Genomic DNA, 23,384 nt, shown 5'->3' with positions numbered 1-23,384 from the left:
GCTGCGGGCCGGAAGCTGTTGTCAGTATCCGCGCGGGCGCGGCCAAGGCATCGTGAACTGATCGGCGCGTTTCACAAAGCGATAGCGCCAGAAGTGGAACCACAGCGACACCACGATATAGAACCCGATCATCGCGATTAGCTGCGTGCCATAGCCCAGGAACACCGCGAAATACGTCACAGAACACAGCAGGATCAGCGAAATCGCAGGCAGCGGATGCAAGGGATGCTCATAGCCGCGCTTGATCGTGTCGAGCGGCCATTTCTTGCGGAACATGATCATGTTGATCGGCATGAAGGTGTAACCGAGCAGCCCCGACAGGATCGAGAAGGTGATCACCTGATCCAACGGCGCGCCCAAAGCGAAGATCAGCGCGATCGGCACCAGAAAGATGATCGCGCGGTAGGGCGTGCGGTAGACCGGATGCACCGCGCCAAACCACGCGGGCAGATAATGGTCACGCCCCATCGAGAACCATGCGCGGCTGGCGTCGTTGATACAACCATTGGCGCTCGCCAAAGTGGCGAACAACGTGCCAATCCCCAAAAGCCAGACCAGCGCGCTTGATCCCGAAATCTGCGCAGCCGAGAACAAGGGGGCCACCGCGCCGTTCACGCCGTCCCCCAGATATTCCCAAGGCAGCAGGCCGGAACAGACATACCAGGTCAACGTCGCTGCAATCAGCAGCGTCATGATCCCGGCAAGCGTGCCAAACGGCAGCGACCGCGCCGGCGAGCGGACTTCCTCTGCCGCCTGCGTGGTGCCTTCGATCCCCAGATAATACCACAGACCAAAGTGCATCGCCGCAAGGATGCCCAACCAGCCATAGGGCAGGGATGCCTGACCGCTCATCAGATCCTTGTGCAGCATCTCTCCGGCACCCAGCAGGGGCGAAGTGGCCAGAAAGATCACGATGATCGCCGTAAAGGCAAAAGCGGTGATCACCAGATTGAACGTCAGCGTCGCCAAAACGCCGCGATAGTTCAGCCATGCCAGAAACATGATCGCGAGCACAATGAACGGCCGCTGATCCAGCCCGCCCTCATGCCCTGTCATGCCCGCCACGGTATCCACCAAGAACCCCAGCGTGATCGCATTGCCAGCCTCAAGCATCGTATAGGCGAACACCAGATAAAGCCCGACGTTGAACGCCATCAGCGGCCCGATGATATGCTTGGCCTGAGTATATTGGCCCCCGGCGGCGGCGACGGTCGATGTCACCTCCGAGTCGATCATCGCCACGCAGGAATACAAGATCCCCGCAAACCAGCAGGCGATCAGCGCGGCATAAGCCCCGCCTTTGCCCACCGCAAAGTTCCACCCCATATACTCGCCCACCAACACGATGCCGACGCCGAGCGCCCAGACATGCGCAGGCCCCAACACCCGCAAGAGGCCCATCGACTGGCCGTGCGCTGTGTGGTCCACGTCTTCAGAATGTGCCATCCTCAGCCCTCCAGCCGGTGTTTTTCGGTCATCGCTTCCAACTCGCCCTCACGCGACGAGGTCAGCATTTCCTCGGAATAGGTGGTGTCCACCTTGATCCAGTCGATGACAATCAGCAGGCCGAACAGCGCCGACAGGCCCCAGGCGGCGTATTCGATGTAGTTCCAGGTATCCATCATGCGCCCCTATTTCTCGCCAAACTTCTCGGCGATGACTTCGCGGTATTCCTTGTCGGACAGCCGGATCATCATCACGAAATAGCCCACGATCACGATCACCATCACCGCCAGCGACATCCAGCTGAAGCTGTAGTCATAGCGCGCGGTGATGATGTCATGCGCCGAGGCTGCATCTGGGAAGCCCAGCTTGTTCCACTGCGCTACCATGATCTCGTTTTGGCCAAGGCTTTCCCATGTCGGGTTTTCCACCGGCACCGGCAGCTTGGCCGAGCCTGCCATCTTCAGCCACAGCGGCACGAACAACGCGCCGACCGACAGCACCACCAGCACGATCACGTCAATGATCTGGCCCAGCTTGCTTTGAACAGGGGGGATATAGCGTGCCATCTATTTCCCCTTTGCCGCGCGGGCGGCATCCAGAAACTTGATGTCCAGCCCATACATGAAGTCGCGGTCCTCGCGGTAATGCCGCAGCATCGCCATGATCGCGGCGGTGTTGTAGATCAACACCAATGTCCCGCCGATCAGCAGCATCACCCGTGCGCCACCCGAAGGTGCAAGCCCCCAGGTGCCCCACATCACAAACCCGATAGCCAACCAAAGGCCGATGACAAAAGCCCACGCAACCCGCGTGTCGCTTTGGTGCATCGCCTTGATCCGTGTGTTCAGATCAGACAAAATTTCCTCCCAAGTGGCCCCCTCCACCTGCGCGCGCTTAGGGCCATAGCGCGGCAGTCGCGGCGGTTTTTGTCCGCCTGTATTCTTTGGTGTGAATTTTATTTTCTGACAGGAAACACTGCCCGCGACATTCTGTCAAAGCATTTGATGAAAGAATGGGCGAAATGATAACTTTGGCTTTCAGTGGACTGGACGGGAAAAGCAAACTCTCCAGTGGAGAGTTTGCCCCGGCCATGTGGAAACGGATCGGGTAAACCACTTAAGCACCACTGGCAGAGGGCAGCGCCTGACCCGGCGGGCGAGAAGCGCCCGCCGAGGGCGGGGCGGGCGCTGCCCGGGGGCTTTTGGCCCCCGGGGGGCAAGTTGCCACGTTCCGACTTTGGCCACTGCAAGCGCATTGGCCAAACTCAAGCCTAGGACCACAGCTCTTCGCTTGAGGCTTCACGCCTCCGCCCACAAAACCAGCAAAATGAAAATCATTACCCACGGTGAAAAAAAGTTTCTTCACAGTTGACGAAGTTTTTTGCCGTGATAGCCTTGCACCATATCCACACGACAAGGAGTCGTCGCCATGTGCGGAATCGTCGGGCTTTTCCTGAAAGACCCCAAGCTGGAGCCTCAACTGGGGGCGATGCTGACTGATATGTTGATCACCATGACGGATCGCGGCCCCGACAGCGCCGGGATCGCGATCTATTCCAACAGCAAGGTGGGCCACGGCAAACTCACCGTGCAATCCGCCACCCCGGATACAGATTTCAAGAACCTCGACGCCGATCTGAAAGACGCGCTTGGCGCGCCGGTGTTGATGCTGGTGAAATCCACCCATGCTGTGCTTGAAGTGCCTGCGGGTCAACTCGACGCCGCCCGGTCGGCGATTGCCAAACTGCGCCCCGGCATCAAGGTGATGTCGTCGGGCGAAGGCATTGAAATATATAAAGAAGTCGGCCTGCCCAAAGATGTGGCTGCCCGCTTTGAAGTGGCCAAGATGCATGGCACCCACGGCATCGGTCACACCCGTATGGCCACCGAATCCGCCGTCACCACCATGGGCGCGCATCCGTTCTCGACCGGGGCGGACCAGTGCCTTGTGCATAACGGCTCGCTGTCGAACCACAACGGTGTGCGCCGCGTGCTGAAACAGGCGGGTATGACGTTTGAAACCGAAAACGACACCGAAGTCGGCGCGGCTTTCGTCAGCCACAAATTGCAACAGGGCGAAAGCCTCGGCAATGCGCTGGAAGCCACCCTCACCGATCTTGACGGCTTCTTCACCTTCGTCGTTGGCACCAAAGACGGCTTTGGCGTGGTGCGCGATCCGATCGCCTGCAAACCTGCCGTGATGGCCGAAACCGACCAATACGTTGCCTTCGGGTCAGAATACCGCGCCCTCGTCAACCTGCCGGGCATCGAGACCGCCCGCGTCTGGGAACCCGAGCCCGCCACCGTTTACTTCTGGGAACGCTGAACATGCAGACTTTCGATCTTGAAGCGCAGGGCCTGCGCGCGCTGAACCAAGCGCTTCACAACCTCAAAGACGCCAATACCAACGAAACCGCGTGGGAAGTTATCAATCCCAAGGGTAGCCATGCGATTGCCGTCGGCGTTGATGCCCCCATCGACATCACGGTGCGCGGTTCGACCGGCTATTACTGCGCGGGCATGAACAAACAGGCGACGATCCGCGTCAAAGGCTCGGCTGGCCCCGGCGTGGCCGAGAACATGATGAGCGGCACTGTGATCATCGACGGCGACGCCAGCCAATACGCCGGTGCCACCGGGCGCGGCGGATTGCTGGTGATCAAGGGCAATGCAAGTTCGCGCTGCGGCATCTCGATGAAGGGCATCGACATCGTGGTGCATGGCAACATCGGCCATATGTCCTGCTTCATGGCGCAATCCGGCAACATTCTGGTGCTGGGCGACGCGGGCGATGCTTTGGGTGACTCGCTGTATGAGGCGCATCTGTTCGTGCGCGGCTCGGTCAAATCTTTGGGCACCGACTGCATCGAAAAAGAGATGCGCCCCGAGCATCTGGAAATCATCGCCGATCTCTTGAAGCGCGGCGAGGCCGAGCATCTGGCCAAGCCCACTGATTTCAAACGCTACGGCTCGGCCCGCAAACTCTACACCTTCAACATCGACAACGCGTCGTCCTACTGAGGCATATATGAGCGATTTTCCCCATACCCCGCCAAAGCAAAGCTGGACCTATTCCAACGACGTGAACGCCGAAATCCGCCGCGCCGCCGCGACCGGGATTTATGACATCCGCGGTGGTGGCAGCAAACGCCGCCTGCCGCATTTTGATGACCTCTTGTTCCTTGGTGCCTCGATCTCGCGCTATCCGCTGGAAGGCTACCGCGAGAAATGCGCCACCGACGTCTGGCTTGGCACCCGTTATGCGAAAAAGCCGATCCACCTCGACATCCCCGTGACCATTGCAGGCATGTCGTTCGGCGCTTTGTCCGGCCCCGCCAAAGAAGCCCTTGGCCGTGGCGCAAGCGCCGCAGGCACCTCGACGACCACCGGTGACGGTGGGATGACCGAAGAAGAACGCGGCCATTCGAAATCCCTCGTTTACCAATACCTCCCCTCCCGCTACGGCATGAACCCCGACGACCTGCGCCGCGCTGACGCCATCGAAGTCGTGGTTGGCCAAGGGGCAAAACCTGGCGGTGGTGGTATGCTCTTGGGGCAAAAGATCTCTGACCGCGTTGCCAAAATGCGCAACCTTCCCAAAGGCATCGACCAACGATCCGCCTGCCGTCACCCCGACTGGACCGGCCCGGATGATCTGGAAATCAAGATCATGGAGATCCGCGAGATCACCGATTGGGAAAAGCCGATCTACGTCAAGATCGGCGGCGCGCGCCCCTATTACGACACCGCCCTCGCCGTGAAAGCTGGCGCTGACGTGGTGGTGCTGGACGGGATGCAGGGCGGAACCGCTGCCACGCAGGACGTGTTCATCGAAAACGTCGGCATGCCGATCCTCGCCTGTATCCCGCTGGCGGTGAAAGCGCTGCAAGACCTTGGCATGCACCGCAAAGTGCAACTGATCGTCTCGGGCGGTATCCGCACCGGCGCAGACGTGGCCAAAGCCATGGCGCTCGGCGCTGACGCCGTCGCCATCGGCACCGCCGCCCTGATCGCACTGGGCGACAACGACCCCCGCCTTGAGGCCGAATACAACAAACTCGGCACCACCGCAGGCGCTTACGACGATTGGCACGAGGGCAAAGACCCCGCCGGCATCACCACCCAAGACCCCGAGCTGTATAGCCGCTTCGATCCGATCCTCGGCGGCCGTCGCCTGAAGAACTACCTCAAGGTGATGACGCTCGAGGCGCAAACCATCGCGCGGGCTTGCGGCAAGAACCACCTGCACAACCTTGAACCCGAAGATCTTTGCGCGCTGACCATTGAAGGCGCGGCCATGGCGGGCGTGCCGCTGGCTGGCACCAACTGGATCCCCGGCAAGAACGGTTTCTAAGCTTTCGGGCCGCTCATCCGGCGGCCCGCATCCTACGGGGCCAGACGATCAACGCCTGACCTGATAAAATCAACTGGGAGTGACCAAATGGTCAAAGATCTAGCCGCCTACGCCAAGGAAAAAGGCGTCAAATATTTCATGGTGTCCTACACCGACCTGTTCGGCGCGCAGCGTGCCAAACTGGTGCCCGCCCAAGCGATCAACGATATGGCCGTCGATGGCGCAGGCTTTGCCGGCTTTGCCACCTGGCTTGACCTCACCGCCGCCCACCCCGACATGATGGCCGTGCCCGATCCGTCCTCGGTCATCCAACTGCCGTGGAAGAAAGAGGTCGCATGGCTGGCCAGCAACTGCGTGATGGAAGGCAAACCCGTCGCCCAAGCCCCGCGCAACGTGCTGCGCAAACTGGTCGATGAAGCCGCAAAAGAAGGCCTGCGCGTCAAAACCGGGGTCGAGCCAGAGTTTTTCCTGCTGACCCCCGAAGGCGACAAGGTGGCCGACCCCTATGACAACGCCGAAAAGCCTTGCTACGACCAGCAAGCGATGATGCGCCAGTATGATGTGATCTCGGAAGTCTGCGATTACATGCTGGAACTCGGCTGGGAAGCCTACCAGAACGACCACGAAGACGCGACTGGCCAGTATGAGATGAACTGGAAATACGACGACGTTCTGCAAACCGCCGACAAGCACTCTTTCTTCAAGTTCATGATGAAATCGGTGGCCGAAAAGCACGGCCTGCGCTGCACCTTCATGCCGAAACCGTTCAAGGGCCTGACGGGTTCGGGCTGCCATGCGCATATCTCGGTCTGGGATCTGGATGGCAAGAAGAACGCTTTCTCGGATGATACCAAAGAGTTGGGCCTGTCGGATCGCGGCCGCACCTTCCTAGGTGGCATCATGAAACACGCCTCCGCTTTGGCTGCGATCTGCAACCCGACCGTGAACAGCTATAAACGCATCAACGCACCGCGCACCTCGTCGGGCGCGACCTGGGCACCGAACACGGTGACATGGACGGGCAACAACCGCACCCATATGGTCCGCGTGCCGGGGCCGGGCCGGTTTGAGTTGCGCCTGCCCGATGGCGCGGCCAACCCCTATCTGATGCAGGCGGTGATCCTTGCTGCTGGCCTTGACGGCGTGCGCACCAAGGCCGACCCCGGCCCGCGCTATGATATTGATATGTATACCCAAGGCCACACGGTCGAAGGCGCGCCGAAGCTGCCGCTGAACATGCTGGACGCGCTGCGGTTCTACGACAAGGACACCACGCTGAAGTCGATGATGGGCGAGGAATTCTCGGCCGCCTATCTGAAACTGAAGAACAAGGAATGGGACAGCTACGTCAGCCATTTCTCGAAATGGGAACACGAGAACACGCTGGATATCTAAGCGCAGGCTTGTAGGGTGCGTGAAATCACGCATCCTACAGCGCTGCGAAACGATTGGCCTTACTTGCCCGATTTGTTCGAAAACAAATCGGGCCGCGCCTGCCTGCCCTCGGCAGGCGCGTTACCGCGCCAGCCCAGTCAGGCGCGCCCCGATTTCTATAGCGAAGGTTTGCGGCACAAGGCCCCTTGTTCAACGGCGTTCCGCCTTATGAACAACTCACCGAGAAACGCTCCCCCAGAGCGTTTCCAATCGGTTCGGGTCACGGCGACAAGCGTTGCATGAAAAGGATAAGTGATGAAAATCCTGATCTTCCAGCACCTTGCTTGTGAAACTGCCGGGATATTCACCGAACTCTGGACCAACGACGGCCATAGACTTCACGTCATAGCCCTCGACGAGGGCGGTTCGATTCCAGCCCTCGAACCCTACGACCTGCTCGCCGTGATGGGCGGCCCGATGGATGTCTGGCAAGAGGCCGAACACCCGTGGCTGATCGCCGAAAAGGCCGCGATCAAGCATTGGGTGCAAACCCTGAACCGCCCCTATTTCGGCATCTGCCTTGGTCACCAACTGCTCGCCGTCGCCTTGGGCGGCGAAGCCCGCCCGATGGCCAAGCCCGAGGTTGGCCTTGCGCAGATCAGCCAAACCGGGGCAGGGCGTGCTGATGCGATGTTCGCCCACCTGCCCGCGACGATGACCACCCTGCAATGGCACAGTGTCGAAGTCACCAAACTGCCGCCGGATGCCGAAATACTGGCCGCCAACCCCGCCTGCGCGGTGCAGGCCATGCGCGTCGGCAAACACGCTTACGGCGTGCAGTATCACCTTGAAATTCTGCCCTCGACCGTCGCCGACTGGCAAGCGATCCCCGCCTATCGCACGGCTTTGAACGCCGCGATTGGCGTTGAAGCCGCGCAGCGCTTGCAGGCCGATGTGGCGCCGCATCTGCCCGATTTCCACAGTTTTGCTGTGCAGATCACGGCTGGTTTGACGGCGTTGATGGCTTCAGATTTCAAGCGTCGTGCCAATGGCCAGCGCGAAGCCTCCGGCGGGGATATTTAGGCGCAGAGGATGGCCTGAAAGCCAGATTTGTTAATTTTTGCTTAAAATGGATTTTTAAGCGATTGAATCTATTACCATAAAAAAGGTCCCGAGTTGGGACCAGGCAAAAGGCCCCGGAAACTCCGAGGCCTTTTTTCTCAGCTCAGTTGCGCAGGTAAGCTTCCAGACTGTCCTCCAGCGCGTCTTTCCACGGCGTGTGGTGGACAGGGGCCATCGACCCGGTGATCACCGATTTATAGGCATGGTTGCGGAAGGTCATGATCCCCGCAGCCTTGTGTTCCTTCCACTCAAAGAACGCCTCGCAAGCCCCATCCACGTCAAAGCTGGGATAGTCAGTCTCGGCGATCAGTTCCTTGACGTAATCGCCCTGATAATGGATCGCATCATGCGCGTCCTGCCCCGCATCCTCGCGCTCGACGCGGTCCACTACATCGGCCTGCATCACCGCCTTATCCGTCGGCAGCGCAATCCGCCCCATGATCACATCGCGCACCCACCAAGCTTGGGCGTCGAACATGTTGAAGGTGAACCACTGATCCTGCATCCCGATATAGAACAGCTTCGGATTGTTGACCCACACCACCCCCTTGTACAGATCCGCCGCCGCCAGCCGGTTCGCAGTTTTCAGCCGCAGATCGTCGGGCAGGAACGGGAAGTGATGCTTGTAGCCGGTGCAAAGAATGATCGCATCCACCCGCTTGCTGGTGCCGTCCTTGAAGTAAGCGGTCGTCTCATCCACCCGCTCCAACGCCGGAACTTCAACGAAGTTTTCCGGCCAGTCATACCCAAGCGGGGCGTTGCGATAGGCGACAGTGATCGACTTCGCGCCATATTTCCAGCATTGCGAGCCGATATCTTCCGCCGAATAGCTGGAACCCAGCAACAGGATATCCTTGCCGTGAAACTCCATCGCGTCGCGGAAATCATGCGCATGCAAAACCCGGCCACCGAACTTGTCGAACCCCGGATATTCCGGCACGTTCGGGGTCGAGAAATGGCCCGACGCGACGATCACGTTGTCGAATTCTTCCTCATACATCCGGTCGGTTTTCATATCATGTGCGGTAACGGTGAAATTGCCCTTGTCGGCATTATATTTCACGAACCGCACCGGCGTCGAAAACCGGATCCAGTCACGCACACCCGCCTTGACCACCCGGCCCTGAATATAGTCGAACAGCACCGCGCGAGGGGGATAGGACGCGATCTGCTTGCCGAAATGCTCCTCAAAGGAATAGTCTGCAAACTCAAGACCTTCCTTCGGGCCGTTCGACCACAGATAGCGATACATCGAGCTGTGAACCGGCTCGCCATTCTCATCCAGCCCGGTGCGCCAGGTGTAATTCCACAGGCCCCCCCAGTTGGATTGCTTTTCAAAGCAGACCACTTCGGGAATCTCGGCGCCCTTCATCTTGGCCGATTGAAAGGCGCGCAGTTGCGCCAGACCGGACGGGCCCGCGCCGATGACTGCCACACGTTTTGCCATGTTTTCCTCCGAGTTGTTCGCGCCCGGTTCGGGCTGCATTCCTGTTGCCAGCAGGCTAGCGAAAGCATTGCGCTTGTGTCAAATTATATTCCTGTTGGTAAAAAGGTGAATGCGGCGAATCTTTTACTTGCCTGAAAATTCGGCACAACCGCGTCTGTTATTGGACTTTCCCCGCGGCCAAGCTTGCGGCTAGACTTGCTGTGAACATCAGGAGAGTGCGGCAAATGTCCAAATTCAACCAACCGCTGGGCGGCAATGAGATGGCGCGGTTTGGCGGGCCCGCGACGATGATGCGGCTGCCGACGCAAGACACGGCGGCGGGTCTGGATGTGGCCTTTATCGGCATCCCGATGGATATTGGCACCTCAAACCGCTCGGGCACACGGCACGGCCCGCGTCAGATCCGTGATGAGTCGCGGATGCTGCGGCCTTTCAACATGGCGACGGGGGCGGCACCGTTTGATCATTTGCAAGTGGCCGATATCGGCGATGTGCCGATCAACACGTTTGATCTGAAAAAATCGGTCGACATCATCACCGACTACTACAACGGCGTGCTGGCGCATGGCGCGCTGCCCTTGACCTTGGGCGGCGATCACACGCTGACTTGGCCGATTTTGCGGGCGATCAAGGCCAAGCACGGGCCGGTGGCGCTGATCCATGTCGACGCCCATGCCGATATCAATGACACGATGTTCGGCGAGAAAGTCGCCCATGGTTGCCCGTTCCGCCGTGCGTTTGAGGACGGGTGTCTGCAGAATGACAAGGTGTTCCAGATCGGTCTGCGCGGCACCGGCTATAGCCCCGACGATTTTGATTGGGGCCGCAAAAACGGCTGGACGGTGGTGCAGGCCGAGGAATGCTGGCACAAATCGTTAAAGCCGTTGATGGCGGAAATCCGCGCCAAGATCGGCGACGCGCCGGTGTACATCAGCTATGACATCGACAGCCTTGATCCGGCCTTTGCCCCCGGCACCGGCACGGTAGAGCCGGGTGGGCTGACGATCTGGCAAGGCCTTGAAATCGTGCGCGGATGTGCCGGTTTGAATATCGTCGGCGGCGATTTGGTCGAGGTCTCACCGCCCTATGATCCGTCGGGAAATACCGCGCTGATCGGGGCGAATTTGCTGTATGAGATGCTCTGTGTGCTGCCCGGCGTGCCGCAGGGCAAGCATGTGGGGTGAGCGGGGCTAAAGCCCTTCGGTGATGGTGATCATCACCTCGGCGGCACCCGCGCGCTCTGCCTTGGCCGCCTGATATTCGGGCGAGGCATAGCAGGCGCGGGCTGATTCCAGATCGGGAAACTCGATCAGCACATGGCGCTGATAGATGGGGCCTTCGAGCGCGTCGGACGACCTGCCACGGGCGAGAAACTTCGCATGAAATTTCGCAAATGCCTGCGGGGCAAGGCTTTGATAGCCGGTATAGCGGCTGGGGTCGGTGACGGTCACATGGGCGATCCAGTAGGCGGGCATCAGATGGCCTCTTTCAGCAGGCGGCGGGCGATTTTTGCGGCGTCTTCCAGATGATCGAACACGGCTTGCGCCGCGGCGTCTGGATCATTGGCGCAGATCGCGGTGCAAATCTGCGCCATCCGCACCGGGCCGGGAACCCGGCGCTCGGTGGTGGCGAGGGTCATCAGGCGCAGGCGGCTGATCCGGCCATTCAGGCGCCGAACGACTTCCCAAGCGATGTGATGGCCTGCGGTGGTGAAGATCAATTCGTAGAACCCGGTGGTGGCGGCAATCAGCGCGGGGCTGTCATCGGCGGCTGAGGCGGCTTCGATGGCTTTGGTCGCTGCCATAAGCTTCTGTTTCACGGCGGCATCGGCCTTGATGGCGCAGGCGGCTGCGGCGTTCTGTTCTAAAAGTTGTCTGATTTCATAGATTTGCTCGGCCTGCGCCCAATCCATCAAGGCAACCATCGGGCCCTTGTTCGGCATGATCTCGACCAGCCCCTCGGCCTCAAGGTAGCGGATCGCCTCGCGGATCACCGAGCGGCTGACGCCCAACTGATCGCAGAGGGTGCGTTCAACCAGACGTTCGCCCGAGGCGAAGCGGCCCGCAAGGATGGCATTGCGCATCCTGTCCAGCACGATCTCGCGCAGGGTTTGCGGCGGCTGGGTGATTTTCAGATCTTCAAGCTGGTCCATGGCCTGAGGCTAGCGAAATCTTGCCCGCATCGCAACTGGTTCTTGACATGCGGTCGTATGGTATACCAGCATACCATTAAAGAAACCCAGCGATTCTGAGGCCCCAATGCCAGCCGTTATCCGCAAGACCCTGTTGCAGGTTGAAACCACCCTGATCGAAGGCGGCAAGGCTGCCGCTGTGCCGTTGAAGATGATCGCAGCGGTGGCTGTGGTGAAAAACCCGTGGGCGGGGATGGGGTTTGTTGAAGACCTCAAGCCCGCTATCCATGATGTCGCGCCGGAACTGGGCGCGCTGCTGACAGCGATGATCCTGGATGCTGCAGGCTCGGGTGCGGCGGTCGAGGCTTATGGCAAGGCGGCGGTCGTGGGTTTGGATGGTGAGGTTGAACATGCCTCGGCGCTTATCCACACGCTGCGCTTTGGCAATCACTATCGCACGGCGGTGGGGGCAAAATCCTATCTGGCCTTCACCAACATCCGGGGCGGGGCGAACACGCCGATCTTGATCCCGCTGATGGACAAGAACGACGAAGGGCGCCGCTCGCACTACCTCACCATGCATTTCGCGATCCCGGATGCGCCGGCTGCGGATGAGATCGTTGTCGCTCTGGGTGCGTCGATCGGCGGGCGTCCGCATCACCGGATTGGTGATCGCTATCAAGATCTTAAGGATTTGGGACATGACGCTGCAAACCCTGCGGCTGTCTGACGGGCAGCAGATCAGCTATCTGGAATTCGGTCAGGGCGAGCCTTTGGTGCTGCTGCACGGCGTCGGCATGTGTGCCGAGGCCTGGGGGCCGCAGATCGCGCATTTCGCCAAGACCAACCGGGTGATCGCGCTGGATATGCCGGGGCACGGGTTGTCTGATCTGTTGCCGGGGCAGCCGGAGTTAAGCGATTATGTCGCTTGGGCGGCCAAGACGTTGCGGCAGTTGGGCTGTAGCTTTGTCAATGTGGCGGGTCACTCGATGGGCGCGCTGATCGCGGCGGGGCTGGCGGTGGATCATCCCGATCTGGTGCTGCGGCTGGCGGTTCTGAACGGCGTTTACCGTCGCACGCCGGAGGCGCGGGCAGCGGTGCAGGCGCGTGCGCGGGCTCTGGCCGAGGGTGCCAATGACATCGACGTGCCGCTGACGCGCTGGTTTTCGGGTAGCCCCTCCGATCAGGCGGTGCGGGCGCAGGTGGCGGGCTGGCTGAAAACCGTCAACCTGCAGGGCTATGCGGCGGCCTATCGCGCCTTTGCCAATGGCGATCTGGCCTATGCCGATGCCTGGCCGCAGATCCAAAGCCCCGCCTTGGTGCTGACAGCTTCGGGCGATGCGAACTCTACCCCCGAAATGGCAAAGGCGATGGCGCAGGCGGCCCCCATGGGGCAGGCTGTGATCATCGAGGGCCATCGCCATATGGTCAATCTGACAGCGCCCGCGCAGGTCAACGCTGCCCTTGCGGCATGGCTTGCGGTGCCGCTGTTCACCGCAAAAAGAGGAGCGCGCGCATGACACTGGAAAACCGCCGCCTGCTGCGCGATGCCTTTGGCACGTTCATGACGGGTGTCACCGTTGTGACCACGCTGGATGAGGCGGGCGCGCCGATTGGCTTTACCGCCAATTCGTTTTCCTCGGTCTCGCTGGACCCGCCGCTTTTGCTGGTATCCATTGCGAAAACCTCGGGCAACTACGCGCGGTTCATTGCGACAAAGGGATTTGCGATCAATATCTTGGCTGAAGGGCAAAAGGATGTGTCCAACACCTTCGCCAAGCCGGTCGAGGATCGTTTCGCCACGGTGCCTTGGCAGCTTGGCCCGCATGGTGCGCCGATCCTGGGTGGGGTGTCGGCCTGGTTTGATTGCCGGATGCATCAGGTGGTGGATGCGGGCGATCATGCCATCCTGATCGGTCAGGTCGAGGCGTTTGAGGCATCTGGCCTGTCAGGTCTGGGATATTATCGCGGCTCGTATTTCACCCCGGCGCAGGCGGGGGCGCAACTGGCCAGCGGGCCTGCGGTGGTGGTCTCGGCGCTAATCGAGCAGAACGGCCATGTGCTGTTGCAGGATGATGGGCGCGGCGGGTTGAGCCTGCCAACGGCGCGGGTGGGGTCCAATGGCGCAACCGCCACCTTGCAGGGGTTGATTGATGCCGCAGGCGTGCAGGCCACGCCGGGGACGATCTATTCGGTCTACGAAGATGTCGGCGCAGGCCAGCAGCATATCGCGTTTCTGTGCCCCAGCACGGGCGGCTCACCCTGCAAGGGCGGCTTTGTCGAGTTGAATCCCGATGGTTTTGATGACGTGACCGACCCTGCCATGCGGATCATGCTGGAACGCTTGGCGGAAGAGGCCCGTGTTGGTGATTACGGCATCTATTTCGGAAATCAGAATACGGGTCGGGTTGCTCCGGCGCGCAAACTCTAAGGAGCCGCCATGAAATTCTCATTGTTCGTGCATATGGAGCGGGTCAGCGCCGATGAGCCGCAACAGCGTTTGTATGAAGAAATGCTGGAGCTGTGTGAGATTGCCGATCAGAACGGGATGCACGCGATCTGGACGGGCGAGCATCACGGCATGGATTTTACCATCGCACCAAACCCGTTCCTCAATCTGGTCGATCTGGCGCGGCGCACCAAGAATGTGCGGTTGGGCACGGGCAATGTCGTGGCTCCGTTCTGGCATCCGATCCGTCTGGCCGGAGAGGCTGCTATGGCCGATATCATCATGGATGGCCGGCTTGATCTGGGTATCGCGCGCGGGGCCTATACGTTTGAATATGACCGGATGAGCCCCGGTCTGGATGCCTGGAATGCAGGCCAAAAGATGCGCGAGTTGATCCCGGCGATCAAAGGCCTGTGGGCTGGCGACTATGAACACAATGGCGAGCATTGGCAGTTTCCGAAAACCACATCCGCTCCGAAACCCGTGCAGCAGCCGTTCCCGCCGATCTGGGTGGCTGCGCGTGATCCGAACAGCCATGATTTCGCGGTGGCCAATGGCTGCAACGTGCAGGTGACGCCGCTGCATCTGGGCGATGAGGAGGTCGTCAGCCTGATGGAGCGTTTCAACGCCGCCTGTGCCAATCACCCGGAAGTGCAGCGCCCGAAGATCATGGTACTGCGTCACACCTATGTCGCCGATAGCGAGGCCGATGCGCAGCAGGGTGCCGAGGAGTTGAACCTGTTCTACAACTATTTCGGCGCGTGGTTCCTGAACAAGCGTCCGATTTCGCAAGGTTTGATCCAGACCCTGACGCCCGAGGAAGTCGCCACGCATCCGTTCTATTCGGCTGCGGCTATGCGCAAGAACAACATTGTCGGCGAGGCCCCCGAGGTGATCGCGCGGATCAAAAGCTATGAGGCGATGGGCTATGACGAATTCAGCCTGTGGATTGACAGCGGCATGAGTTTCGCGCGCAAAAAGGCGTCGCTGACGCGGTTTGTGCAAGACGTTATGCCAGCTTTCGCCTGAGGAGGCCTTATGCAGCGGTTCCAGCAGTATATCGGCGGGGTTTTTGAAGATGGCGCGGCCAGCTTTGAAAGCCTTGATCCGGCAACGGGTGCGCCTTGGGCGGTGATGCCAGAGGCTTCGGCGCAGGATATGGGCCGCGCGGTGGATGCCGCTTGGGCTGCGTTTCGTGGCCGGGAATGGGCGGGGCTGACGGCTTCGGCACGCGGCAAGTTGCTGCATCGGCTGGCCGATCTGGTGCAGGCGGCGGCACCGCGTCTGGCGGCTTTGGAGACGCGCGACGCCGGCAAGATCATACGCGAGACTTCTGCGCAGATTGCCTATGTCGCAGAATACTATCGCTATTATGCCGGGTTGGCGGACAAGATCGAGGGCGCGCATCTGCCGATCGACAAGCCGGATATGGAGGTTTGGCTGCGCCGTGAACCCATCGGCGTGGTGGCGGCAATCGTGCCGTGGAACAGCCAGTTGTTCCTCTCGGCGGTGAAGCTTGGCCCTGCGCTGGCTGCGGGCTGCACGGTGGTGCTGAAAGCCTCTGAGGATGGCCCCGCGCCGATGCTGGAATTTGCCCGGCTGGTGCATGAGGCCGGTTTTCCGGCGGGCGTGGTCAATATCCTGACCGGCGGGCCTGCGGCGGGCGTGGCGCTGACCACGCATCCAAAAGTTGCGCATATCGCGTTTACTGGCGGGCCAGAGACCGCGCGGCATGTGGTGCGTGGTTCGGCTGAAAATCTGGCTTCAACGTCGCTGGAATTGGGCGGCAAATCGCCGTTTATCGTGTTTGAGGATGCCGATCTCGACTCGGCGGTGAATGCGCAGATTTCAGGGATTTTTGCGGCGACGGGGCAAAGCTGCGTCGCAGGTTCGCGGCTGATCATTCAGGCCAGCATCAAGGATGCGTTTCTGGCCAAGCTGAAGGCGAAGGCCGAGGCGATCAGGATTGCCGCACCCGATCAGATGACCACAGAAGTCGGCCCACTTTGCACCTATCGCCAGCGCGCCCGGATCGCCGATCTGGTGGCGCAATCGCTGGGGCAGGGGGCGAAACTGGTGACGGGGGGCGTGGTGCCGGATGGGCCCGGTTTCTACTATCCGCCGACGATCCTAGATTGTTCGGGCCTGCCGGATGCGGCGGGGCTGCGGCAGGAGTTTTTTGGCCCCGTGCTGTCGGTGATCAGCTTTGAGACCGAGGAACAGGCCTTGGCGCTGGCGAATGACACGGTTTATGGGCTGGCTTCTGGCGTGTTCACCCGCAGCCTGACCCGCGCGCATCGGATGATCCGGGGCATTCGGGCGGGGGTGGTTTGGGTCAACACCTATCGCGCGGTCTCGCCGATTGCGCCGTTTGGCGGGCACGGGTTGTCGGGACATGGGCGAGAGGGTGGCCTTGCGGCGGCACTGGATTACACTACGGTAAAGACGGTGTGGCTGCGCACCTCAGATGATCCAATACCTGATCCGTTTGTGATGCGCTGACCGACGGAGCTAGAGGGGCAGGGCTGGAAAGCGCATGCGGGCCAGCACGCCGTGGCCTTCTGCGACGTTCTGCACCTGAATTTCTGCCCCAAACAGCGCGGCAATCTCGGCGGTGATTGCCAGCCCCAAACCAAAGCCGGTTTCCTGATCGGCTGACAAAGCGCGGGCCGGGGCGGAACTGCCGCGTTTGCGCTGGGCTGCGCGTTCAAGCTGGCGTGGGGTCAGGCCGGGGCCGTTGTCTTCCACCTCAAGCGTGGCGGCACTGCCATCCATGCGCACCCGCACTGTTACCACCGCTCCTGCGCCCGCATAGGCAATCGCATTGGTCAGCAGGTTCTTCAGCAATTCGGTCAGCAGCACAGGTTCCGCCAGCGAAAAAGCCTCGGACGCGCCTTCATAGCCAAGGTCGATGCGGTAATGCAGCGCCAGCGGCACCATTTCGGCGGTCAGCTCTTTCGCCACAGCGACGATATTGACCCGTTGCAACGCCGCAGCCCCCGTCGCCGCATCCACCCGCGCCAGCACCAAAAGCTGCGCCAGCACCCGCTCGGCACGCTCCAGCGCGTTTTTCGCCTTGTCGGTCGCAGCCGCAGTTTGATCCGCGGTGGCGCTGCGGTCGATCAGCGCCAGTTGTGCGCGCACCACCGCCAAGGGCGTGCGCAGCTGATGGCTGGCATTGCCGGTGAAGTGGCGCAAAGCCTCAAGTGCGGTATCCAGTCGCTTCATGAACGAGTTGATCGCCAGCACCAAAGCCTCGACCTCTTGCGGCGTGTCGGCGCTGATCGGGCGCAGATCGTCGGGCGAGCGTTCGGCGATGGTGGCACCCAAGCGGTTTAGTGGCCGCAGTGCCAGCGTCACCGCCACCCAGACCACCCCGCCGCCGCACAGGATCAGCAGCGCCAGCCGAAATGCCGAGCGCAGCAGGATCGCCTGCGCCAGTTCCGCCCGCGCCCGCGTCGATTCCGCCACCGTCACGCTGAAGGCAATCGAGCGGGCCCCGGTTGAAACTTCGCGCATCAGCGTGGCACTGCGAATGCTGACATCGCCATGCCTGCCATCGGCAAAAGCCACGCCGCCCGCTGGGGCCGGGTTGATCGCAAGATCCTCATATCCCGTCAGAAAATGTCCGATCGGGCCATCGACCCGGTAAAACACCTTGTCCTGCGCGGTCGAGGTCAGCATTTCCAGCGAAGAATAGGGCAGATCAACCTCTAAACCGCCCGATACGTCCACCGTCACCCGCTCGGCAATTGCCAGGGCCGAGCCGACCAGCACCCGATCCGACACGCTTTGCGCGGTGCGCAACGCCTCGCGCCATGTGTCCAGCAGGGCCAGCACGCCCAACACCGCCGTCGCCAGAAAGAGCCAAAGCAAAAGGCGGCGGCGCAGCGAATAGGGTTTCATCCTCGGTCCGCCGCTTTTTCCAGCAGATAGCCGATGCCGCGCACCGCCCGCAGCCCCAAACCAAACGGCGCAATCCGGCGGCGCAGACGTGAGATATATTGCTCAATCGCATTGTCCGACAGCATGTCATCGAGTGAGGTCAGCGATTGCACGATGGCCTCTTTCGTCACCACCTTGCCCGCGCGGGTCAGCAGCAGTTCCAGCAGCGCGCGCTCGCGGGGGGGCAGGTCAAGCGGTTGATCTGCGCCCGAAAACTGCCGCGTGGTCAGATCTAGCGTTACCGCCCCCAATGTCACCGTGGCCGAACGCAATCCCGCCTGTCGGCGCAGCAAGGATCGCACGCGGGCCTCAAACTCGCGCACATCGAACGGCTTGGCCATATAGTCATCCGCGCCCAGATCCAGCCCGCGCACCCGGTCTTCCGCCGCGCCGCGCGCAGTCAGGATCATCACCGCCGCCGGATTGGCCCGCGCCCGCATCGCACGCAGCAGGGAAAGGCCATCCATCTGCGGCAGGTTCAGATCAAGGATCACCAGATCGAACTGCTCGACCGCCACCAGCGCCTCGGCCGACGCGCCATCATGGACGCAATCCACCGCATAACCGGACGAGGTCAGCAAAGCCACCAACGACTCGGCCAAGGGCAGATCGTCTTCAACCACCAACAAGCGCATATGCAGCCTCCCTACCGCCACGCTAGGCAGAAACTGCCCCGTTGTGAACGCCACTTGCATCGGGCAAGGTGAAATGATGCGCCAAATTATTGCACTCGCCCTGTTCTGTGCGGGCCTTGCTGGCCCATCGCCAGCCGAGGTGGTCAATTATCCGCCACCCATCGGCCCCGCGACGGCAGAACTGGTGATCTACTCAACCCTCGACAACCGTCTGGCAGAGCCGTTGATTGCGGCGTTTCAGGCCGAACATACGGGCGTTGCGGTGCGCTATGAAGACCTGCTGGCGGGCGAGATTTCGGCGCGGGTGATTGCCGAAACCGAAGCGAGCGCGCCGACGGCTGATTTCGTGTTTTCCTCGGCGATGGATATGCAGATCAAGCTCGCCAATGACGGCTATGCGCAGGCGGTCGATGTGCCCGCCGCGCAAGGCTGGCCAGACTGGGCGAACTGGCAGGACACCGCCTTTGCGCTGACATTCGAGCCGGGCGTGCTGGTCTATCACAAGCCCAGTTTCCCCGATGGGCCACCGACTTCGCGGCTGGAATTGATGCAATGGCTGCGCAATGCCCCCCCTGACATGCGCAGCAAGATCGGCACCTATGACATCGAACGCTCGGCGGTGGGCTATCTGTTTCTGGCCCGCGATACCGAACATTTCCCCGATATCTGGTCACTGTTGCGGGTGATGGCGCAGGCCGGGTTGCAGACCTATCCCACCAGTCAGGACATTATTGATCGCGTGGCAGATGGGCGTTTGGTGCTGGGTTACAACATCTTAGGCTCTTACGCTGCCGATCAGGCCCGCAACGCGCCCGATCTGGGGCTGGTGCTGCTGCGCGATTTTACTGTGGTGGTTTCGCGCGTGGCGCTGGTGCCGCGTGCTGCGGCCTCGCCTAAGATGGGGGCGGAATTTCTGGCATTTCTGATGAGCAAGCAAGGCCAGACCCTGCTGTCGGAAAAGCTGCGGATGCCATCGGTGAGCCTGGAAGTGTCGGGGGCCAACTCTGGCCGCGCCATGCAGGATGCCTTGGGCGATCAGTTGCGCCCGGTTGCGGTCAGCCCCGGCGTGTTGGTTTACCTTGATCAGGCCAAGCGTCAGCGCCTGATCCGGCTGTGGCGGGCGGCTTTGGCGGGCGAATAGGCGACTGTCAGCCAGTTGACAGCTTTGTGTGCTGAAATTCCGGGCAGGGACGACACGAGGAGGTGTCGCCCAGAAGAAACGGCACGAAATCCGTGCTTTGGGAGGAGAATCACAATGAAACACACGCTTTTGAGCGCGCTGTTCGTGGCTGCACTGGCGGCTCCGGCGCTTGCGACCGATTACATGATCATGGCGCCTGCGGCACCGGGTGGCGGCTGGGACAGCACCGCGCGGTCGATGCAAGAGGTGATGCAGGCCGAAGGCATCGCCGGTTCGGTTCAGGTGCAAAACGTCCCCGGCGCGGGCGGCACGGTGGGCCTGGCGCAGTTCGCCTCGACCGCAGCGGGCGATCCCAGCCAGTTGATCGTCGGCGGCTATGTGATGGTCGGCGCGATCCTCACCAACGCCTCGCCCGTATCGCTGGCCGACGTCACCCCGATCGCACGCCTGACCGGCGAAGCTGAAGGCATCGCGGTTCCGGCCTCGTCGCCGATCCAGACCATTGGCGAATTGGTCGAGATGATGAAGGCCGATCCGGGTTCGGTTTCCTGGGCGGGCGGCTCGGCGGGTGGCGTTGACCACATCACCGTAGGCTTGCTGGCTAAAGCCGCTGGCGTTGATCCGACCAAGATCAACTATGTCGCCTTCTCGGGCGGTGGTGAGGCTTTGGCGGCGATTCTGGGCAACCAAGTCACCGTCGGGATTTCCGGCGTGGGCGAGTTCTTGCCGCAGGTCGAGGCAGGCACCATGCGGATGCTGGCGGTTTCAACTGCCGAGAAATGGCCGGGCACCGACGCGCCGACGCTGATCGAGGCGGGCTACGATGTGAACGTGCAAAACTGGCGCATGGTCGCCGCAGCCCCCGGCCTGTCGGCAGAACAAAAGGCCGCCGTCGCGGCTGATATCGACAAGATGGTGAACTCGGCTGGCTGGAAATCCATGCTGGAAACCAAAGGCTGGGCCAATACCTATCTGGCCGGTGCTGATTTTGATGCGCAACTCGCCAAGGACATCGACTCGACCACGGTTGTCCTGAAGGACATCGGTCTGGTGAAATGAACCAGTTTTACACCGCAACCAAACGTCGCCCCAATGGGGCGGCGTTCATCATCGCGGCCATACTGGCGGCACTCGGGGCCTTGCTGATCTGGCAGGGCTTTGCGATCCCCGACAAGGGCGGCTATGCGGGCATCGGCTCGGGCGCTTTGCCGAAGTTTGTCGGCTACGCCCTTTTGGTGCTGGCGGCATTGCACATCATCACGGGCCTGCGCGATGCGGCGCCGGCGATGCCCCGCCCGCATTGGCCGCCGGTGATCTGGACTATTGCAGGCCTTGCGCTGCAAGTGATCCTGCTGAAACCGCTGGGGTTTTCCATCGCCTCGGCCCTGCTGTTTGCCTGCACCGCTGCGGGCTTTGGCAAAAACAAGCTGGCGCTGACCGTACCGATTGGCCTTGCGCTGTCGCTGCTGATTTTCGGGGTGTTCGACCAGCTGTTGCGCCTGAAACTGCCAGCAGGCCTGCTGGAACGCCTGATTTTCGGGGGCTGAGATGACCACATTTGACTTCTTGCTACAGGGTCTGGCCGTTGCGATGGACCCGATGATCCTGTTTTACGCGCTGATCGGGGTGACATTGGGCACCGCCGTTGGCGTGCTGCCCGGCATCGGTCCGGCGTTGACTGTGGCGCTGCTGCTGCCTGTCACTTATGGGCTGGACCCTGCCGGTTCGCTGATCATGTTCGCCGGGATCTACTACGGCGGCATGTATGGCGGCTCGACCACGTCGATATTGCTGAACACCCCCGGCGAAAGTGCATCCATCGTCACGGCGCTGGAGGGCAACAAGATGGCGCGCGCGGGGCGGGGTGGCCCGGCGCTGGCAACGGCGGCGATTGGTTCGTTCGTGGCGGGGTTACTGGCGACCTTGGCGCTGGCCTTCCTTGCGCCCTATGTGGTGAAACTGGCGCTGGTGTTCGGCCCGCGCGAGTATTTCGCGCTGATGATGCTGGCCTTCGTCACCGTCTCGGCGGCGTTTGGCGATAGTGCCATGAAGGGGCTGACCTCGCTGTTCGTGGGCCTTGCGCTGGCCTTGGTGGGGATTGACCAGTTGACCGGGCAGGCGCGCCTGTCGTTCGGCGTGCCCGAATTGCTTGACGGTGTCGAAGTCACCACCCTTGCCGTTGCCCTATTCGCGATTGGCGAGGCGCTGTTCGTGGCATCGCAAGGCAATACCGCAGCGGATAAGATCGAGGCTGTGAAAGGCTCGGTCTGGATGAGCCGCGCGGATTGGGCGCGCTCGTGGAAGCCGTGGCTGCGCGGCACTGCGATTGGCTTTCCGATTGGGGCAATGCCCGCAGGTGGGGCCGAGATTGGCACGCTGCTGTCTTACGCCACCGAAAAACGGCTGTCGAAGCACCCCGAGGAGTTCGGGCACGGCGCAATTGAAGGTGTTGCGGGGCCAGAGGCTGCCAACAATGCCTCGGCTGCGGGCACTTTGGTGCCGCTGTTGACCCTGGGCTTGCCGACATCTGCGACGGCTGCGATCATGCTGGCAGGCTTTCAGCAATTCGGCCTGCAACCGGGGCCATTGCTGTTCGCCACCTCGCCCAAGCTGGTCTGGGGCCTGATCTCTAGCCTGCTGGTCGCCAATGTGATGCTGCTGGTACTGAACCTGCCGCTGATCCGGCTGTGGGTGAAGCTGCTGACCATCCCGCGCCATTGGCTTTACGCGGGCATCCTGCTGTTTGCCACACTCGGCACCATCGGGATGAACCCCTCGCCAGTGGAATTGGGCATGTTGCTGCTGTTTGGCGTCATGGGCTTTGCAATGCGGCTTTACGGCTATCCGATTGCCCCTGTGGTGGTCGGCCTGATCCTTGGCCCGATGGCCGAACAACAGTTGCGCCGTGCCTTGGCAATCTCGCAAGGCGATTGGACGACGCTGGTCTCAACACCGGTCGCGGCGGGCATTCTGCTGCTGGCGACGCTGGCACTGGTGGTGCCCTTGATCATGCGGATGCGCGGCAAAGGTGCCGTGTTGGCGCAGATTGCCAGCGACGAGGATTAAGCTTTGAGCCGAAAAAGAAAAACGGGGCCGCACCAAGCGGCCCCGTTTGCGTTTAGAGACTGCAAGGCAGTGATATTTTGGCTGCGACGGACGTTTGTGCAGCACGTTAAGAAACTGCGACAAAGATCTGAGTTTGCGAGATTAAAGTGGTGCCCGGAGCCGGAATCGAACCAGCGACACGCGGATTTTCAATCCGCTGCTCTACCAACTGAGCTATCCGGGCACTCTGTCAAGGTGCCGATCTGGCATATCCTTGCTTGGTGGGCGGGTGATAC

At 61.2% G+C, this 23,384-nt stretch carries 24 protein-coding genes and 1 tRNA gene; 15 read left to right on the top strand and 10 right to left on the bottom strand.

Annotation, left to right across the window (positions count from 1 at the left end; translation table 11 throughout):
• Window positions 1-21 precede the first annotated feature (21 nt).
• The 4 genes from ACFOGH_RS07160 to ACFOGH_RS07145 are packed head-to-tail and all read right to left on the bottom strand — an operon-like array spanning window position 22 to window position 2,303.
• Complete coding sequence (locus ACFOGH_RS07160) at window positions 22-1,446, bottom strand: APC family permease (protein WP_380072383.1); 1,425 nt, start codon at window positions 1,444-1,446, stop codon at window positions 22-24.
• 2 nt (window positions 1,447-1,448) lie between these two features.
• Window positions 1,449-1,622 carry a hypothetical protein gene (locus ACFOGH_RS07155; protein ID WP_380072382.1) on the bottom strand — a complete coding sequence of 58 codons (174 nt, stop codon included), beginning with the start codon at window positions 1,620-1,622 and terminating at the stop codon, window positions 1,449-1,451.
• Window positions 1,623-1,631: 9 nt separating this feature from the next.
• Complete coding sequence (locus ACFOGH_RS07150) at window positions 1,632-2,012, bottom strand: hypothetical protein (protein WP_380072381.1); 381 nt, start codon at window positions 2,010-2,012, stop codon at window positions 1,632-1,634.
• Window positions 2,013-2,303 carry a hypothetical protein gene (locus ACFOGH_RS07145; RefSeq protein WP_380072380.1) on the bottom strand — a complete coding sequence of 97 codons (291 nt, stop codon included), beginning with the start codon at window positions 2,301-2,303 and terminating at the stop codon, window positions 2,013-2,015.
• Between the two features lie 571 nt (window positions 2,304-2,874).
• On the opposite strand from ACFOGH_RS07145, the gene ACFOGH_RS07140 reads away from it, so the two are divergent.
• From ACFOGH_RS07140 to ACFOGH_RS07120, 5 genes are all read left to right on the top strand, one after another.
• Complete coding sequence (locus ACFOGH_RS07140; RefSeq protein WP_380072379.1) at window positions 2,875-3,771, top strand: class II glutamine amidotransferase; 897 nt, start codon at window positions 2,875-2,877, stop codon at window positions 3,769-3,771.
• Between the two features lie 2 nt (window positions 3,772-3,773).
• Window positions 3,774-4,466 (top strand): GltB/FmdC/FwdC-like GXGXG domain-containing protein, encoded by a 693-nt coding sequence (locus ACFOGH_RS07135; RefSeq protein ID WP_380072378.1) that lies wholly within the window; start codon window positions 3,774-3,776, stop codon window positions 4,464-4,466.
• A gap of 7 nt (window positions 4,467-4,473) precedes the next feature.
• On the top strand, window positions 4,474-5,799 hold the full coding sequence (locus tag ACFOGH_RS07130; RefSeq protein ID WP_380072377.1) for an FMN-binding glutamate synthase family protein: 1,326 nt from the start codon (window positions 4,474-4,476) through the stop codon (window positions 5,797-5,799).
• A gap of 87 nt (window positions 5,800-5,886) precedes the next feature.
• Window positions 5,887-7,194, top strand: coding sequence for a type III glutamate--ammonia ligase (gene glnT, locus ACFOGH_RS07125; RefSeq protein ID WP_380072376.1), 1,308 nt, complete (start codon window positions 5,887-5,889; stop codon window positions 7,192-7,194).
• 294 nt (window positions 7,195-7,488) lie between these two features.
• Window positions 7,489-8,256, top strand: coding sequence for a type 1 glutamine amidotransferase (locus ACFOGH_RS07120; protein ID WP_380072375.1), 768 nt, complete (start codon window positions 7,489-7,491; stop codon window positions 8,254-8,256).
• A gap of 142 nt (window positions 8,257-8,398) precedes the next feature.
• On the opposite strand, the gene ACFOGH_RS07115 is transcribed toward ACFOGH_RS07120, so the two are convergent.
• Window positions 8,399-9,742 (bottom strand): NAD(P)-binding domain-containing protein, encoded by a 1,344-nt coding sequence (locus ACFOGH_RS07115; protein ID WP_380072374.1) that lies wholly within the window; start codon window positions 9,740-9,742, stop codon window positions 8,399-8,401.
• Window positions 9,743-9,966: 224 nt separating this feature from the next.
• Between ACFOGH_RS07115 and speB the strand changes: the two genes are divergently transcribed.
• Complete coding sequence (gene speB / locus ACFOGH_RS07110) at window positions 9,967-10,926, top strand: agmatinase (protein ID WP_380072373.1); 960 nt, start codon at window positions 9,967-9,969, stop codon at window positions 10,924-10,926.
• Between the two features lie 6 nt (window positions 10,927-10,932).
• Here the strand turns inward: speB and ACFOGH_RS07105 are convergent, their stop codons facing one another.
• Complete coding sequence (locus ACFOGH_RS07105) at window positions 10,933-11,217, bottom strand: DUF1330 domain-containing protein (RefSeq protein WP_380072372.1); 285 nt, start codon at window positions 11,215-11,217, stop codon at window positions 10,933-10,935.
• Window positions 11,217-11,894 carry a GntR family transcriptional regulator gene (locus ACFOGH_RS07100; protein ID WP_380072371.1) on the bottom strand — a complete coding sequence of 226 codons (678 nt, stop codon included), beginning with the start codon at window positions 11,892-11,894 and terminating at the stop codon, window positions 11,217-11,219. Before ACFOGH_RS07100 ends, ACFOGH_RS07105 begins: the two co-directional genes overlap by 1 nt.
• Window positions 11,895-12,000: 106 nt before the next feature.
• Between ACFOGH_RS07100 and ACFOGH_RS07095 the strand changes: the two genes are divergently transcribed.
• From ACFOGH_RS07095 to ACFOGH_RS07075, 5 genes are read left to right on the top strand one after another with little or no spacing between them, the layout of a single operon-like run.
• Entirely contained in the window at window positions 12,001-12,603 is a 603-nt protein-coding gene (locus ACFOGH_RS07095) for an amino acid synthesis family protein (RefSeq protein ID WP_380072370.1), read from the top strand.
• A complete protein-coding gene (locus tag ACFOGH_RS07090; RefSeq protein ID WP_380072369.1) occupies window positions 12,575-13,393 on the top strand; it encodes an alpha/beta fold hydrolase in 819 nt (272 codons plus the stop codon). Before ACFOGH_RS07095 ends, ACFOGH_RS07090 begins: the two co-directional genes overlap by 29 nt.
• On the top strand, window positions 13,390-14,304 hold the full coding sequence (locus ACFOGH_RS07085) for a flavin reductase family protein (protein WP_380072368.1): 915 nt from the start codon (window positions 13,390-13,392) through the stop codon (window positions 14,302-14,304). Before ACFOGH_RS07090 ends, ACFOGH_RS07085 begins: the two co-directional genes overlap by 4 nt.
• A gap of 9 nt (window positions 14,305-14,313) precedes the next feature.
• Complete coding sequence (locus ACFOGH_RS07080) at window positions 14,314-15,351, top strand: LLM class flavin-dependent oxidoreductase (protein WP_380072367.1); 1,038 nt, start codon at window positions 14,314-14,316, stop codon at window positions 15,349-15,351.
• 9 nt (window positions 15,352-15,360) lie between these two features.
• On the top strand, window positions 15,361-16,824 hold the full coding sequence (locus ACFOGH_RS07075; RefSeq protein WP_380072366.1) for an aldehyde dehydrogenase: 1,464 nt from the start codon (window positions 15,361-15,363) through the stop codon (window positions 16,822-16,824).
• Between the two features lie 9 nt (window positions 16,825-16,833).
• Here ACFOGH_RS07075 and ACFOGH_RS07070 read toward each other — a convergent pair whose 3' ends face one another.
• Window positions 16,834-18,228 (bottom strand): sensor histidine kinase, encoded by a 1,395-nt coding sequence (locus tag ACFOGH_RS07070; protein ID WP_380072365.1) that lies wholly within the window; start codon window positions 18,226-18,228, stop codon window positions 16,834-16,836.
• Entirely contained in the window at window positions 18,225-18,902 is a 678-nt protein-coding gene (locus ACFOGH_RS07065; RefSeq protein ID WP_380072364.1) for a response regulator, read from the bottom strand. The genes ACFOGH_RS07070 and ACFOGH_RS07065 overlap by 4 nt, the downstream gene beginning before the upstream one ends.
• Window positions 18,903-18,978: 76 nt before the next feature.
• On the opposite strand from ACFOGH_RS07065, the gene ACFOGH_RS07060 reads away from it, so the two are divergent.
• The 4 genes from ACFOGH_RS07060 to ACFOGH_RS07045 all read left to right on the top strand — a co-directional run bounded on the left by ACFOGH_RS07060 (window position 18,979) and on the right by ACFOGH_RS07045 (window position 23,109).
• The gene (locus ACFOGH_RS07060; protein ID WP_380072363.1) at window positions 18,979-20,043 is read left to right on the top strand and encodes an ABC transporter substrate-binding protein; all 1,065 of its coding nucleotides are present in this window, start codon (window positions 18,979-18,981) and stop codon (window positions 20,041-20,043) included.
• 114 nt (window positions 20,044-20,157) lie between these two features.
• A complete protein-coding gene (locus tag ACFOGH_RS07055; protein WP_380072362.1) occupies window positions 20,158-21,102 on the top strand; it encodes a Bug family tripartite tricarboxylate transporter substrate binding protein in 945 nt (314 codons plus the stop codon).
• A complete protein-coding gene (locus ACFOGH_RS07050; protein ID WP_380072361.1) occupies window positions 21,099-21,590 on the top strand; it encodes a tripartite tricarboxylate transporter TctB family protein in 492 nt (163 codons plus the stop codon). The genes ACFOGH_RS07055 and ACFOGH_RS07050 overlap by 4 nt, the downstream gene beginning before the upstream one ends.
• A 1-nt stretch (window position 21,591) precedes the next feature.
• Window positions 21,592-23,109, top strand: a complete 1,518-nt coding sequence (locus ACFOGH_RS07045; RefSeq protein WP_380072360.1) for a tripartite tricarboxylate transporter permease — start codon at window positions 21,592-21,594, stop codon at window positions 23,107-23,109.
• 147 nt (window positions 23,110-23,256) lie between these two features.
• Here the strand turns inward: ACFOGH_RS07045 and ACFOGH_RS07040 are convergent.
• Window positions 23,257-23,332 (bottom strand) — tRNA-Phe (locus tag ACFOGH_RS07040).
• Between the last annotated feature and the right edge of the window lie 52 nt (window positions 23,333-23,384).

The sequence above is a fragment of the Cypionkella sinensis genome (genome assembly GCF_042646385.1).
Classification (GTDB): Bacteria; Pseudomonadota; Alphaproteobacteria; order Rhodobacterales; family Rhodobacteraceae; genus Cypionkella; species Cypionkella sinensis.
Note: the sequence above shows the minus strand (reverse complement) of the source record. Positions and strands in the feature narration are given on the sequence as shown.

Bases quoted from the DNA above. Each gene is read 5' to 3' on its own strand.
- ACFOGH_RS07160 (WP_380072383.1), bottom strand. From the start codon at position 1,446: ATGGCACATTCTGAAGACGTGGACCACACAGCGCACGGCCAGTCGATG.
- ACFOGH_RS07155 (WP_380072382.1), bottom strand. From the start codon at position 1,622: ATGGATACCTGGAACTACATCGAATACGCCGCCTGGGGCCTGTCGGCG.
- ACFOGH_RS07150 (WP_380072381.1), bottom strand. From the start codon at position 2,012: ATGGCACGCTATATCCCCCCTGTTCAAAGCAAGCTGGGCCAGATCATT.
- ACFOGH_RS07140 (WP_380072379.1), top strand. From the start codon at position 2,875: ATGTGCGGAATCGTCGGGCTTTTCCTGAAAGACCCCAAGCTGGAGCCT.
- ACFOGH_RS07135 (WP_380072378.1), top strand. From the start codon at position 3,774: ATGCAGACTTTCGATCTTGAAGCGCAGGGCCTGCGCGCGCTGAACCAA.
- ACFOGH_RS07130 (WP_380072377.1), top strand. From the start codon at position 4,474: ATGAGCGATTTTCCCCATACCCCGCCAAAGCAAAGCTGGACCTATTCC.
- glnT (WP_380072376.1), top strand. From the start codon at position 5,887: ATGGTCAAAGATCTAGCCGCCTACGCCAAGGAAAAAGGCGTCAAATAT.
- ACFOGH_RS07120 (WP_380072375.1), top strand. From the start codon at position 7,489: ATGAAAATCCTGATCTTCCAGCACCTTGCTTGTGAAACTGCCGGGATA.
- ACFOGH_RS07115 (WP_380072374.1), bottom strand. From the start codon at position 9,742: ATGGCAAAACGTGTGGCAGTCATCGGCGCGGGCCCGTCCGGTCTGGCG.
- speB (WP_380072373.1), top strand. From the start codon at position 9,967: ATGTCCAAATTCAACCAACCGCTGGGCGGCAATGAGATGGCGCGGTTT.
- ACFOGH_RS07105 (WP_380072372.1), bottom strand. From the start codon at position 11,217: ATGCCCGCCTACTGGATCGCCCATGTGACCGTCACCGACCCCAGCCGC.
- ACFOGH_RS07100 (WP_380072371.1), bottom strand. From the start codon at position 11,894: ATGGACCAGCTTGAAGATCTGAAAATCACCCAGCCGCCGCAAACCCTG.
- ACFOGH_RS07095 (WP_380072370.1), top strand. From the start codon at position 12,001: ATGCCAGCCGTTATCCGCAAGACCCTGTTGCAGGTTGAAACCACCCTG.
- ACFOGH_RS07090 (WP_380072369.1), top strand. From the start codon at position 12,575: ATGACGCTGCAAACCCTGCGGCTGTCTGACGGGCAGCAGATCAGCTAT.
- ACFOGH_RS07085 (WP_380072368.1), top strand. From the start codon at position 13,390: ATGACACTGGAAAACCGCCGCCTGCTGCGCGATGCCTTTGGCACGTTC.
- ACFOGH_RS07080 (WP_380072367.1), top strand. From the start codon at position 14,314: ATGAAATTCTCATTGTTCGTGCATATGGAGCGGGTCAGCGCCGATGAG.
- ACFOGH_RS07075 (WP_380072366.1), top strand. From the start codon at position 15,361: ATGCAGCGGTTCCAGCAGTATATCGGCGGGGTTTTTGAAGATGGCGCG.
- ACFOGH_RS07070 (WP_380072365.1), bottom strand. From the start codon at position 18,228: ATGAAACCCTATTCGCTGCGCCGCCGCCTTTTGCTTTGGCTCTTTCTG.
- ACFOGH_RS07065 (WP_380072364.1), bottom strand. From the start codon at position 18,902: ATGCGCTTGTTGGTGGTTGAAGACGATCTGCCCTTGGCCGAGTCGTTG.
- ACFOGH_RS07060 (WP_380072363.1), top strand. From the start codon at position 18,979: ATGCGCCAAATTATTGCACTCGCCCTGTTCTGTGCGGGCCTTGCTGGC.
- ACFOGH_RS07055 (WP_380072362.1), top strand. From the start codon at position 20,158: ATGAAACACACGCTTTTGAGCGCGCTGTTCGTGGCTGCACTGGCGGCT.
- ACFOGH_RS07050 (WP_380072361.1), top strand. From the start codon at position 21,099: ATGAACCAGTTTTACACCGCAACCAAACGTCGCCCCAATGGGGCGGCG.
- ACFOGH_RS07045 (WP_380072360.1), top strand. From the start codon at position 21,592: ATGACCACATTTGACTTCTTGCTACAGGGTCTGGCCGTTGCGATGGAC.